This is a genomic window from Nostoc sp. ChiSLP03a (genome assembly GCF_034531215.2).
Taxonomy (GTDB): Bacteria; Cyanobacteriota; Cyanobacteriia; order Cyanobacteriales; family Nostocaceae; genus Nostoc.
Genome location: NZ_JAVRBQ020000109.1, coordinates 12,983 through 26,983, shown reverse-complemented (window position 1 = coordinate 26,983; position 14,001 = coordinate 12,983). Strand labels below are relative to the sequence as shown.

The following is a 14,001-nucleotide window of genomic DNA, read 5'->3' as shown; positions in this document are numbered from 1 at the left end:
AAACTAAGTGCCATTTTTCATTGGCACACATTATGATGATATTTAGTAATATTTCAAAATTTATTCTTTAATCTGTAAATACATAAACTCTAAATCAAAATATTGGCTATTAAATTTATACGCCATTTTCTGTGTACCATATATTTGAAAGTCCAATAATAAATAAAGTTGTTTTGCTAAAAAATTGCCTTTAACAATATCAAGTAATAAAATTTCTACTTCGTTAATAGCTTTCGCTCTTTCAATTAATTTATTCAATAAAAGTTTACCTATACCTTTTTCCCGATATTCTTGTTTAACATACATGCTACTAATATATGCTTTATGCCGGAGTTTTATTCTGGATTCTTGGTTAAATGCGACTATTCCAATTAAATGTTTATCCTCAAAACATCCCAAAATAAAATTGTTGTTATCTACTGGAATTCTATCCCGAAATTGTTCTATAGTTTTAAGTACTTCTTCTTGATATGTTGTGCCAAATGAATCTGGATTTTTCTCTAAAGCTTCTAATCTGATCTGTCTATAATCTTCTGTATCAGCCTTTGTTAATTTTTTGACAATCATTAAATTAAATATAAGTAATAGATACTTGTGTATTATTTAATTTTCAATAAAGCAATATAGATTATATTTTAGTTTATCTAGCTCGTAAATATAGAAAAAATTACCCAGACCAGCACAGAGGATAGTTGGGAGGTATTTTGAGTGTTCATATAGGACTCATATTTTATTTTTGCAAGGCTAGGTACACCTTTATTCCTTCTTCCCAGTCCCCAGTCCCCAGTCCCTAGTCCCTACAAATAATTTTTTATTGCTATAGGCAAGTTTTAATCTCGAAGTAGCCTATTTACCGCAGCTACCTCAAGTTGAATATTGATTGACTACTAAAAGCTTAAATTTCAACTACTTAGCTGTAATAACTGGTTATTTACTTGAGTATTTTCATTGCTCATTACTCGTTCTAAAACAGCTTCTCTGATATTGATAAACACTTCGCTACTTCGATCTCGCGGGCGTGAAAGTTTCACAGGTAAATCCATAGAAATCTTTCCTTGATCGATCACTATCACTCGGTCTGCCAACGCCACAGCCTCTTCCACATCGTGAGTAACCAAAAACGCAGTAAATCTTCGCTCTTGCCACAAGTTTTCAATCAAATACTGCATTTCTTGGCGAGTTAGAGCATCCAACGCTCCCAAAGGTTCATCTAGCAACAACAAACGGGGCTGACTGGCTAACGCTCTGGCCAATGATACCCGTTGCCGTTGTCCTCCAGACAAAACATAAGGCCACTCATCAGCTCTATCTTTAAGTCCGACTTTATTGAGTACCCACAAAGCTTTTTCACGCCAATTACCTTCTAAGCCTAACCCTACGTTTTGAATAACGCGCTTCCACGGCAGCAAGCGGGGATCTTGAAACATCACTGTTACAGAGCGGCTGAGTCTATGTAGTGGTTCTCCATCAAGTAGTATTCCACCTGAAGTTGCTCTATCTAATCCTGACACAAGACGCAATAAGGTACTTTTACCACAACCACTTCGTCCGACAATAGCGACAAACTCACCTGCTTCAACTTCTAAATTCAGCGAGTTTAAAACAGTTTTCTTGCCAAAAGATTTCGTCAAATCCAAAATACTTAGTTGTGTACCCTGTACATTTGAAACCACTTGCAAAACCTCCTTTCGAGAACAATTGGAATTTAATTATTTGGTGAGATATTGAAGAAAGAAACTACATTTAAAATCAAGATTTTTCAACCTTGATTTTGGTGAATTTAGCATTTATGACTTTTGATAATTGGGATTCCAAGCCAAGAATTTTGTTTCTAATCCTCTGGCAACAGCATCTGCTAATTTACCTAGTAGTGCATAGATTACAATACTCAAAACCACAACATCGGTTTGCATAAACTCACGAGCATTCATTGCCATATAACCAAGACCGGAATCTGCTGCGATCGTTTCTGCGACAATTAGTGTCAGCCACATAATCCCCAAGGAAAAACGAACACCAACGAGAATCGAAGACAAAGCTCCTGGAAAAATTATTTGCCACAGAAGTTGTAGTGTTTTTAATCCATAGACTTTTCCCATTTCAATCAGCCCAGGGTCAACACTACGAATACCATGAAATGTATTGAGATATATCGGAAAAAATACCCCCATAGATACTAGAAATAATCTAGCTTGATCGCCAATACCAAACCAAAGAATCACTAGCGGAATTAATGCCAAATTAGGGATAGTACGGAGCATTTGTAAGGAACTATCCAATAACTTTTCTGCGGTACGGGAAAAGCCATTGAGCAATCCTAAACCGAACCCAATACTGCCACCAACTATAAAACCAGATATCGCCCGCCCAGCACTAATTCCTATATGTTGGAACAGTTCTCCAGTTGAGCCAAGTTTAATTGCTGTAGCGATTACACCACTAGGGGCTGGTAAAATCCTGGTTGAAAGTAGACCAGTTCTAGAAGCAAGTTCCCAAAGAATTAATATGGTAACAGGCACAATCCAAGGAACTATTTTCTCGATTTGCGGGTTGTCTAATACCTCGCTCAGGGATATCTTGTTTTTGCTTTTGGTGCTTTTAAAGGTAATAGTCATGGAATTTGGGATTTTAGATTGTTCCAAAGGATGAATCTAGAAGCATCACCAACGTAATTTGTAATTTGCTCTTTAATTACGAATTACGTTAGGGTAGCGGTAGCGAGTCCACGAGCGTCATTACGAATTACAAATTAGTCATGAAGGACTTGTGAGTTGTTTCGCAAATTTTTCATTGGCGACGGTTTCGCCAACAGAACTCAAGACTGGTGATGTTAAAGGTGTAGGTTCACTTTGCAAAGGTAGGCGAGGAAATAATAATTCAGCGGTGCGATACGCTTCTTCTAAATGGGGATATCCAGAGAAAACGAATGTTTCTATCCCCAAATTGCGATATTCCAGCATCCTAGCGGCAACGGTGTCAGGATCTCCGACTAAGGCCGTACCAGCACCACCCCGCACCAATCCAATTCCTGTCCAGAGGTTGGGGCTAATCTCTAAGGTTTTTCGACTACCACTATGTAGTTGACTCATGCGCCGCTGTCCTTCAGAATCAGATTGAGCTAAGTCTTTCTGAGCTTTAGCGATCGCATCTTCATCCACATACTTAATTAGCTCATTGGCTGCATCCCAAGCAGCTGACTCGGTTTCTCGCACAATTACATGCAAGCGAATCCCAAAACGAACTGTTCTACCTTGTTCAGCCGCCAATTTCTTAACTTCGGCAATCTTTTGGGCCACTTGTTGTGGAGGTTCGCCCCAAGTCAGGTAAACATCTATATGTTTAGCAGCAACCCGCTTGGCGGCAGCAGATGAACCACCAAACCACAAAGGTGGATAGGGTTTTTGAACTGGTGGGAATAGGAGTTTACCGCCTTTAATATCGAGGTAGTTTCCTTTAAAATCAACTGTTTCCCCACTGACGATACCCCGCCAAACTCTGAGAAATTCATCGGTTAAATCATAGCGATCGTCGTGATTAAGATGCAAGCCATCCCCAGCCAGCTGCACCGGATCTCCACCTGTCACTACATTAATCAACAATCTTCCTTTAGAAATTCGGTCAAATGTTGCTGCCATCCGTGCAGCAGCACCTGGGGAAGTAATTCCTGGACGAATTGCCACGAGAAACTTCATCTGCTTGGTGACAGATATAAAAGCGGCGGCGGTTATCCAAGCGTCCTCACAAGAACTCCCTGTAGGTAACAATGCGCCTGTGTAGCCTAAACTATCCACAGCTTGGGCAATTTGCTGTAAATAATCAGGTGTGGCAACACGAGAGCCAATATCTGTGCCTAAATAGCGTCCGTCATGAGATCCAGTAGGAATAAACCAGAGAATTTGCATTTGTGTCAGACAGGGTATAAGTATATATCCTACGGTAGGTCGATCGAATTACCGTAGTTTACATTCAGCATTTTACAGGAAATTATTTAAAACGCCAGTATAGATTAACGATTCATAAACAATAACTGCCCACAAGATTGAGTTTTTACGCACAATGCCAATCATCATGACACTTTTTTTGCAACAATAGCTGTTGTGAAGAATACAAGTTTTGTGTCAATTACTCACCTTTTTGCGACTTTGAAGTGTTCATTTCTGGTTTGATCGCCAGAAACCTTGCTAATTTGCACTTTCTAAGGATGAAAAAGTACTAGGTCTTGCATTGTACCAAGCTCTATGCAAAGATAATGCTACGAATGTACGGTAAGTCGATAGAAGTATCGTACTTCAGTAACGCTTGATGCTGTCAAAATATAGCTGATTAGAAAATAGTGTTTTCAATTAATGTTAATTGGCAAATAATCGAATCGAAATCAAGCTTGAGTCAATGTCAATAGTCATTGATGAACTTTATACAGCATAACCCAAAAAAAGGATTTTAGGATGTATTAGAAGGATCAGTTCATATAGCGTGTGGTTGAGTTTCCCTTAAAAGTAGAGAAGTCCTTGCTAAGGCAGTCATTGTCTGATTCTAGATGTTTTGAGGATTATTTTAAACGTCAGAATTCTTAGTTTGTTGCGAATTTTTTATTGGGCATTTAACTACTTAGTACTGGTTTCAATATTTATCAAAATTTTGCACTTTTTTAGCGGCTAAAGCCCTGGTGAACCTATGTTCTAATCGTTTTCTATAAACATTAGAGCAATGATTTGTCTTGTCTTTTATGTCAAATAAAGGGCGATTTTATTCATCTTTAAGGTTGAGGAGTTAAGGAGTCATGTCGAAATTTCGCTGGAATTATAGATCCATAGTGTTGCTGATTTCTGTGCTAGATATTCTAGCTATACTGGTTTTTCATCCAGCTAAAAGTCAGGCTGAATTACCTAAATCTGATGTATCTACTATTGTAGAAGAGAACAAAGCTCCAGAAGCAATTGTCAATCAAACAGTAGACACTTCAATTGCACCAGTCACTCTTAAAAAAGCTCCAAACGAGCTGCAAGATCGAGTGATACCTGTATCACAATTGTTGCAAGCTACACCGCCAACTAACCAAAAAACCCCAAAGAATGCAGCAGGGCAAGTTACATCCGTCTCGCAACTATCAGATATTAAGCCGACAGATTGGGCATTTCAAGCATTACAGTCTCTAGTTGAGCGCTACGGTGTAATTGCAGGATATACAGATGGTACATTTAAAGGCGATCGCTCCCTAACGCGCTATGAATTTGCCGCTGGGTTGAATGCAGCTTTAGATCGCCTCAATGAACTAATAGCGACTTCAACGACAGATTTAGTCAAACGCGAAGACTTGGATACCATCAAAAAACTACAAGAACAATTTTCTCCAGAACTCGCTCAACTTCGGGGACGCGTAGATAGCTTGGAAGCACGAAATGCGAAGTTAGAATCAACTCAGTTTACGACCACAACCAAACTTATAGGTAGAGTCCAGATTGTTGCTGGCGAACTTCTGGCGGGTAATAATGTCGAGACTAAGAGACCAGCACCTAACAATCTCACACTTCAAGGCTCAACGACTTTACGGTTAAACACCAGTTTTAACGGTAAAGATTCACTAGGTATAACAATAGGAGGTGGAAATATTGAATCACTCGGACAAACAAGAGCTGGATTATTGGGAACTTATGAGGGGAGAACTGCTGATAACTCCAGTATTACTTTTGCACGCAACACTCTTATTCTCAGTGGTGTTCGCTATCGGTTTCTACCTTTTCCAAATACCCAAGTCAACATTTATCCCTTGTCTGACGGAGCTAGTGAGATAGGTCTTTCTGGTCCGGTTAACCCATATTTTGAATCGTCTTCTGCGACTGGTGCTAATGGGATTTCGCGATTTTCACGGCGGTCTTTGGTCTATAACTATGGAGATAGCGGCCCTGGAATTGCCATACTCCAGGGATTAGGCAAACAGGTTCAATTCGGGATAGCGTACAGCGCACCAAACGGTGGTAATCCGACACTTAATAACGGCTTATTTACAGGCAGATATTTAGCTTTAGCACAGTTAATATACTACTCCGGTAATCGGAATTTTCGGGTAGCTGCAACTTACGTTAATACCTATAGCCCACCAAGGACAATAGGTTTTAGTGGGACAAATTTTGGCCCAGCAGTCGGGAGTAACCTGGTAAACAGCACTGTGGATGGAGTAGCAACTCTAGGCAACCTTTATGGCTTACAGGCCTTCTATCAAGTTAATTCCAAGTTGGCAATCAATGGGTGGATAAGTTATGGGGTACACACCTATTTGGGGCGCGGAAATGGTGAAGCTATGGATTGGGCCGTAGGACTGGCATTCCCGGATCTTTTTAGTGAAGGTGCTTTAGGGGGGATTTTAGTTGGTATGGAGCCAAAACTCATCAGTCTTAGTAATAATATAAATCTGGGAAAAGGTCTAGGACAAGCGGACAGAGATACTTCTCTGCACGTTGAGGCATTCTACCAATATAAAATCGGAGATAATATTGAGGTTACGCCAGGTTTGATCTGGATTACTGCACCTGATTCGGATTCCAGCAATCCTGATAGTTTATTTGCTTGGGTTCGTACTGTCTTTAGGTTTTAACCGAATGGCACTCCCCGGACTGAATAAAAACAGGACTTACATTCGTTTAATCAAAAGTCCGGGGATTCTTGAGTCTTAAGGGAGCGAATGTTACTGTCGCAAGACAAAGACATTTCAATTTCGTGTCTTTTCTATCTAGACAAAACCGTTTAGAAAAATTTATTAAACTACGGCAAACTTATCGAATTTAAGTATCTTATGAACTAAAATTCGACCACTACACAAAAGACGTTACAAAGCAAGTTCTTGAGAAAGATAATTCCGTTAATTTTACATAAATTTACGTTTGAAGTTGTTTGGTAAAATGCTTGCTTTTTGCCGAAAACTGTGAAAGACTTTATTAAGTCATAAACTACGGTTTACCGATAAAGATAAAGTATTTAATTAATGTCAAGCTAGTTAGAACCTGTATTAAGCGATCGCAATTTCTAGATTTTTAAATATTTATTTTGCAGCATGGATGGGATGAAGACTTGATGCTTAAGAGTTTATTGATGGAGGGAAATGGTAGATGCTAAAGACGTTAACAAACGATTTTGAACTCAACTTAGAAGCAGATGTACTTGTGATTGGAGGTGGGCCGGCTGGAACTTGGGCGGCATGGAGTGCTGCATCAAGTGGAGCTAAAGTTGTCTTGGTGGACAAAGGATATTGCGGCACAACTGGATGCGCTGCTGCATCTGGAAATGGTGTGTGGTACGTGCCACCCGATCCCGAAGCAAGAGAAACAGCAAAGGCAAGTCGGGAATCGTTAGGTGGGTTTTTATCCGATCGCAACTGGATGGATCGGGTACTGAATCAGACTTATGTAAACGTCAATCAGTTAGCAGAGTGGGGTTATCCCTTCCCTACCGACGATGAAGGTAAACCCTACCGGCGATCGCTGCAAGGGCCGGAGTATATGCGACTGATGCGGCGGCAAATTCAACGCGCTGGGGTTAAGATTTTAGACAACAGCCCCGCCTTAGAATTACTGGTTGATGACGATGGTGCTGTTGCTGGTGCAACAGGTGTAAACCGTCAAACTGGTGAGAAATGGATAGTGCGATCGCAGTCCACAATTATCGCTACAGGTGGCTGTGCATTCTTGAGTAAAGCGTTAGGATGCAACGTCCTGACGGGGGATGGTTATCTGATGGCGGCAGAAGCCGGAGCCGAGATGTCGGGTATGGAATTCTCCAATGCTTATGGCATCTCTCCCGCCTTTTCTTCAGTTACCAAAACCCTGTTTTATAATTGGGCAACTTTCACCTACGAAGACGGTACTGTAATTCCAGGGGCAAGTTCTCATAGACGTTCAGTAATAGCCCAGACATTACTGCAACAGCCAGTTTACGCCATCATAGACAAAGCCGCAGAATCGATGCGGCCATCTATGCGTTTAGCACAGCCCAACTTCTTTTTACCCTTCGATCGTGCAGGTATCGATCCTTTTACCCAACGTTTTCCTGTGACTCTTCGCCTAGAGGGAACTGTGCGCGGTACGGGGGGGATTCGGATTGTAGATGAAAGTTGTGCCAGTTCTGTACGAGGACTCTATGCGGCTGGAGATGCCGCTACACGCGAACTGATTTGTGGCGGATTTACTGGCGGTGGTAGTCATAATGCTGCTTGGGCAATATCTTCTGGCTATTGGTCGGGGAAATCCGCTGCTGAATATAGCCGTAATTTGGGAGAACAGAAAACTCAACGACAAGCTAAGGGAGTTGGAGGGGTAGGATTAGAAAGTGGAAGCGATCGCTCCTTAGCAACTGACGAAATTATTCAAGCAGTCCAAGCTGAAGTATTCCCCTACGAAAAGAACTATTTCCGTACAGAACAAGGCTTAACCGAGTCTTTGAGTAAGCTAAATCATCTTTGGCAAGAACTCCGCAGTAGCCAGGTAACATCAGAGAAAGAGCTTCCCAGAGCGCGAGAAGCTGCGGCAATGGTAGCCACAGCGCGATGGATGTACAGCAGTGCCATTGAACGTAAAGAAACTCGTGGTATGCACAAACATCAAGACTATCCAGAACTTGATGCTAACCAGCAACATCACCTGATTAGTGGCGGATTAGATCGAGTCTGGGTAAAAACTCAGCCTTTACTGAATGCAGAAGATATTTTCCAATCCAAAATCCAAAATCTAAAATCCAAAATAGGAGCAGCAGTGTGATTGAGTTGGTCAGCGAGTCGCGGTGCATAAAATGTAATATCTGCGTGAATATTTGCCCAACCAACGTATTTGACCGCGTACCTGATGCACCGCCAACCATTGCTCGACAGAGTGACTGCCAAACCTGTTATATGTGCGAGTTGTATTGTCCAGTTGATGCTCTTTATGTTGCACCAGAAAGTGATGTAACCACTTCAGTCAACGAGGCAGAATTGGCAGAAGTAGGGCTACTGGGTAGTTATCGTGAAAATGTTGGTTGGGGACATAAACGCACCTCAACAGCAAAAGCCGATGAAACATTCCAAATTTTGAAGCAGATGAAATAGTACGGCAAAGAAAAAGTCATGCTGGCATTAAAGAAGGCTGGAGGCAAGAAGCAGGAAGCAGAACGTAGTCCTAGAAAAGTTAGGAATTTTGAGTCTAGTGACTGTTTTCAAACTCGAAGATCCCCCCTAACCCCCCTTAAAAAGGGGGGAAAAGAAATTCTTAAAGCCCTTCTTTTTAAGGGAGAAAAAGAAATTCTTAAAGTCCCCCTTTTTAAGGAGGGTTGGGGGGATCTTCAAAGACTAGTTTGCTTAACCAGAGGTTTGAAAACACGCCCTAGATACCTTATGTCTAGTACCAGATTATCAACCTCTGTGGCTTGTGTCCTACTGTTAGTTACTACAGGATGTAGCCAAGGCGAAACTAAATCTGCTCAATCCATTGAGGCTGTTAATGTCAATAACACTGTTGCTGCATCCAATAATATTTCTACACTACGTATAGGTTATGTAGGTAGTTCAGCACCGACAGGGCCACTTGGTTGGGCAAATAAAAAAGGAATTTTAGATCGGGAGTTGCAAAAAGCAGGATTTAAAAACATTACTTTTGCAAGATTTCCTAACGGCCCGGATCTAAATGAGGCGCTTGTTGCCGGACAATTAGATGTTGGTTCTTTAGGCGATACACCAGCCATAATTTTGAGAGCAAGGGGTCAGGAAACGCGACTGCTGCGAATTACTCAATTTGATACAACCGCCTGGTTAGTGGCGAAAAAAAATGGTGCGCGATCGCTTGCTGAACTGAAAGGTCAAAAAATAGCTACTCAAAAAGGTTCTTATATGCATAGATACCTGTTGGGTCTATTAGCTGAAGCTAAAATTGCCAAAGATGTAAAAGTTGTTCACTTAATGACTACTGAAGCAAAAGCTGCTTTAGAACGTGGTGATGTAGCAGCTTATGCAACTTCCAGCGATCTCGGGCTTTTTCTGAAATCACAAGGGTTTCCAGTGATTGATTCTTCGGGAAATCATCAGGGTTTATCAGGGACATCATTAGTTGTTGCAACCGAAAGCTTTTTGGCGAAACAACCTGATTTTCCGCAGAAATTTAATGCAATTCTCACCCTAGCAGCGAAGGATTTAAAAGCGAATTCTGAAGAATATTATCAGTACCATGCTCAAACTACTAAATATCCCATCAACATCATTAAAGTATCATTCCCACTCAAACAGGTATCAGAAGAACCATTACCAGCCGAAGGCGTGAAACTTTTAGAAGGGACAAAGAAATTTTTAGTCTCGCAAGGTTTAGCAAAATCCGACTTTAAATTAACAGATTGGGTTGCTAAAGAACAGCCTCGTTAATTTTATCTGTCTGAGCTTGTTACACAAAAATACTCCTCACTTTAGAGGAAGATTTTATGAATATTGCTGTTGCAGCTAATATATACAAGTTTGTGGAGAAGAATACGATCAGCTTTGCTGATTTTCGAGATTTTATCTTTACTAATCTCGCCACATTAGATGTAAAGAAAAATCGCAACTTCTTCAAAAAAATGCTGGTAAAAAGAAAGTAGACAACCTTCTTAATCAGTACTATCTACCCAATACAATTGAAAAATAAGGTAGAACCTATGACTATTGCATTAGACCGTCCCAGAAAAACTAAGTCTGCTCAAATTCGGGAAAAACTAGGTTATCCGATCATTGACACCGATGTACATACTCAAGAGTTTCCCCCAGCATTCTTGGACTATTTAGAGCAAGTTGCTGGAACTGCGCTCGCACAGCGTTTTCAAGAACACTTACCCGGTGCATCTCGCTCTAAATGGTTTAAGCAATCTTGGGATGAACGCCGCACTTACCGCACCGCCCGTCCTCCTTTCTGGACTCGTCCCACTAACGATCCCCTAAATTTAGCTACTATTAGTTTGCCGAAGTTGCTGCACGAACGCTTACAAGAAGCTGGTACAGACTTTGCTGTTGTGTACCCCAACTTGGCAACAATGGCTCCACACATCGGCAATGAAGAGATGCGGCGGGCTGTTTGCCGTGCAACTAACACTTATCACGCTGATATTTTCCGTCCTTATAGCGATCGCTTAACACCAATTGCCGCTATCCCCATGCATACGCCCGAAGAGGCGATCGTAGAATTGGAATATGCGGTGAAAGTGCTGGGACTCAAAGCAATTCAAATTCCCGGACATATCCGCCGCCCGATTCCCGCCTTCGAGAAGTATGGCGAAGAAGTAGCCAACGAAGCCATCTGGATTGACACCTTTGGCTTGGATAGTAAATATGATTACGATCCCTTCTGGGCGAAGTGTGTAGAACTGAAAGTTGTACCCACCACCCACTCTTCCGGTATGGGGTGGATCAATCGGCGTTCGATTAGCAATTACCAATACAACCATATTGGTCACTTTGCATCGGCTGGGGAAGCACTATGTAAATCTCTATTTTTTGGTGGTGTAACTCACCGCTTCCCCACGCTCAAGTTTGCCTTTTTAGAAGGAGGTGCAGCTTGGGGTGCTAGTTTGTACACCGATTTGATTTGGCACTGGGATACTCGCAATAAAGACCATTTGGTGGAAAATAACAATCCTGCCAATATCGATCGCGAAGAACTGTTAGAACTATATACCCGTTACGGTGGTGAATTAGTACATGGTCGTTTGGATCGGCTAGGTAGTGGTTTAGGTTTCCACGCTGATTTATTATCTCCCCTAGAACCAGGTGATTTAGATGAATTCGCCGTTGCCGGAGTTACCAAGCCAGAAGATATCCGCGATCGCTTTTTGAATCACTTCTACTTCGGGACAGAATCGGATGATACCCGTGTAGCTCAAGCTTTTAACCGCAAAGCTAATCCTTATGGCGATCGTGTTAAAGCATTTTTGGGTTCTGATTCTGGTCACTGGGATGTACCTGATATTACTGCGATCGCTGCTAATACCTATTCAATGGTAGAACGCAAAATTATCACCGAAGAAGATTTGCAATACTTCCTGTCAATTCATCCCTTGGAGTTGTACACCAGCCTGAATCGTGACTTCTTCAAAGGTACGGCTGTTGAGAAAACCGCAGATGAATTTTTGGCTGGGAAAGGGATTAGGGACTAGGGACTGGGGACTGGGGACTGGGGACTAGGAATGAAGAAGATGAGGGAAAAGAATTAATAACCAATCCCCAATGCCCCATCCCCAATCCCCATTACCCCTTATCCCCAGAGGGAACCCCACCTTCCCCAATGCCCCATCCCCAATCCCCAATCCCCAATCCCCAGTACCCAATCCCCAATCCCCAATCCCCAATCCCCAATCCCCAGTACCCAATCTAAGGTAAACTATCATGACGATCGCTCTAGACCGCCCACAAAAAACCAGGTCTGCTCAGATTCGGGAAAAACTTGGTTATCCAATCGTTGACACCGATGTACATACCCAAGAATTTGAACCAGCAGTCTTGGATTATTTAGAGCAAGTTGGTGGAACTGCACTTGTTGAACGTTTCAAAGAGAATTTACCAGGATCTTCCCGCTTTAAGTGGTACAAGCAAAGTTGGGAAGAACGTTTTGCTTATCGCACTAATCGCCCTAACTGGTGGGGTCGTCCGACAAAAAACACTTTGAATTTGGCTACCATTAGCTTGCCCAAGTTGCTGCACGAACGCTTGCAAGAAGCAGGTACAGACTTTGCCGTTGTGTACCCCAATTTGGCAACAATGGCCCCGAATATCGGCAACGAAGAAATGCGGCGGGCTGTTTGTCGGGCAGTTAACACCTACCATGCTGATATTTTCCGTCCTTATAGCGATCGCTTAACACCCATCGCCGCCATTCCCCTACATACTCCCGAAGAAGGGATTGAAGAGTTGGAATATGCGGTAAATGTTCTGGGACTCAAAGCAATTCAAATTCCCGGTTATGTTCGTCGTCCAATTCCTGCCTTTGAGAAGTATGGCAAAGAAGTGGCTAACGAAGTAGTTTGGATTGATAACTTTGGCTTAGATAGCGAGTATGATTACGATCCATTCTGGGCTAAGTGCCAAGAACTGAAAGTTGTACCCACAACTCACGCTTCTAGCCAAGGTTGGACAACTCAGCGTTCTGTCACCAACGCCCAGTACAATCACATTAATCACTTCGCCTTTGCAGCCGAAGCATTATGCAAATCGCTGTTCTTTGGTGGAGTTACTCGCCGCTTCCCACAATTGAAGTTTGCCTTCTTGGAAGGCGGTTCAGCTTGGGGTGCTAGTCTATACGCCGATATTATTTGGCATTGGGAAACTCGCAACAAACAACATCTGTTGTCAAATAACAATCCTGCGATTATCGATAAGGAAGCACTAGTAGAGTTGTACACCCGCTACGGTGGCGAACTTGTAAATGGACGCTTAGATAAAATTGGTGATGGTTTAGGATTTCACCATCAATTATTAGCGCCAGAAAATCCGGGCGAACTCGACGAATTTGAACTAGCAGGAATAGAGAAGCCAGAAGATGTGCGCGATCGCTTCTTGAATCATTTCTACTTCGGTACAGAATCAGATGATACCCGTGTAGCTCAAGCTTTTAATCGTGCCGCTAATCCCTTTGGCGACAGAGTTAAAGCTTTCTTGGGTTCAGATTCCGGTCACTGGGATGTGCCTGATATCACCGCCGTTACAGCCAACGCCTACTCAATGGCAGAACGCGAAATCATTACCGAAGAAGACCTCCGCTACTTCCTCTCAATCCATCCCTTAGAGTTGTACACCAGTCTCAATCAAGACTTCTTCAAGGGTACAGGTGTTGAGAAAGCCGCAAACGAATATCTAGCGGCTAAGAAATAACTGTCATTGGTCATTGGTCATTAGTCATTTGCAAAGGACAAAGGACAAAGGACTAATGACAAAGGACAATAACAACGTTCCATGTTCCATTTCCTCTGTTCACTTGTAGCGTGGGCCCTGCCCACTCTACATTTCTCTAAATTCTGTGTCTAATA

10 protein-coding genes are annotated in these 14,001 nt (G+C 42.2%); 6 read left to right on the top strand and 4 right to left on the bottom strand.

The genetic code is table 11. From position 1 onward, the window contains the following. Positions 1–60: 60 nt before the first annotated feature. The 4 genes from RMY32_RS18320 to ssuD all read right to left on the bottom strand — a co-directional run bounded on the left by RMY32_RS18320 (position 61) and on the right by ssuD (position 3,902). Complete coding sequence (locus tag RMY32_RS18320) at positions 61–567, bottom strand: GNAT family N-acetyltransferase (protein ID WP_322714298.1); 507 nt, start codon at positions 565–567, stop codon at positions 61–63. Between the two features lie 335 nt (positions 568–902). Further along, positions 903–1,673 carry an ATP-binding cassette domain-containing protein gene (locus tag RMY32_RS18315; protein WP_322714297.1) on the bottom strand — a complete coding sequence of 257 codons (771 nt, stop codon included), beginning with the start codon at positions 1,671–1,673 and terminating at the stop codon, positions 903–905. A 114-nt stretch (positions 1,674–1,787) separates the two neighbouring features. Further along, complete coding sequence (ssuC, locus tag RMY32_RS18310) at positions 1,788–2,615, bottom strand: aliphatic sulfonate ABC transporter permease SsuC (RefSeq protein ID WP_322714296.1); 828 nt, start codon at positions 2,613–2,615, stop codon at positions 1,788–1,790. Positions 2,616–2,753: 138 nt separating this feature from the next. Then, a complete protein-coding gene (ssuD, locus tag RMY32_RS18305) occupies positions 2,754–3,902 on the bottom strand; it encodes an FMNH2-dependent alkanesulfonate monooxygenase (RefSeq protein ID WP_322714295.1) in 1,149 nt (382 codons plus the stop codon). Positions 3,903–4,780: 878 nt separating this feature from the next. Here ssuD and RMY32_RS18300 point away from each other — a divergent pair. The 6 genes from RMY32_RS18300 (at position 4,781) to RMY32_RS18275 (ending at position 13,846) form a co-directional block, all read left to right on the top strand. Beyond that, positions 4,781–6,592, top strand: a complete 1,812-nt coding sequence (locus tag RMY32_RS18300; protein ID WP_322714294.1) for an iron uptake porin — start codon at positions 4,781–4,783, stop codon at positions 6,590–6,592. A gap of 511 nt (positions 6,593–7,103) precedes the next feature. After that, complete coding sequence (locus RMY32_RS18295) at positions 7,104–8,747, top strand: FAD-binding protein (RefSeq protein WP_322714293.1); 1,644 nt, start codon at positions 7,104–7,106, stop codon at positions 8,745–8,747. Beyond that, positions 8,744–9,073, top strand: a complete 330-nt coding sequence (locus RMY32_RS18290; RefSeq protein WP_322678249.1) for a ferredoxin family protein — start codon at positions 8,744–8,746, stop codon at positions 9,071–9,073. Before RMY32_RS18295 ends, RMY32_RS18290 begins: the two co-directional genes overlap by 4 nt. Before the next feature lie 285 nt (positions 9,074–9,358). Beyond that, the gene (locus RMY32_RS18285) at positions 9,359–10,375 is read left to right on the top strand and encodes an ABC transporter substrate-binding protein (protein ID WP_322714292.1); all 1,017 of its coding nucleotides are present in this window, start codon (positions 9,359–9,361) and stop codon (positions 10,373–10,375) included. 269 nt (positions 10,376–10,644) lie between these two features. After that, on the top strand, positions 10,645–12,135 hold the full coding sequence (locus tag RMY32_RS18280) for an amidohydrolase family protein (protein WP_322714290.1): 1,491 nt from the start codon (positions 10,645–10,647) through the stop codon (positions 12,133–12,135). Positions 12,136–12,364: 229 nt separating this feature from the next. Beyond that, positions 12,365–13,846, top strand: coding sequence for an amidohydrolase family protein (locus RMY32_RS18275; RefSeq protein WP_322714289.1), 1,482 nt, complete (start codon positions 12,365–12,367; stop codon positions 13,844–13,846). Positions 13,847–14,001 lie beyond the last annotated feature (155 nt).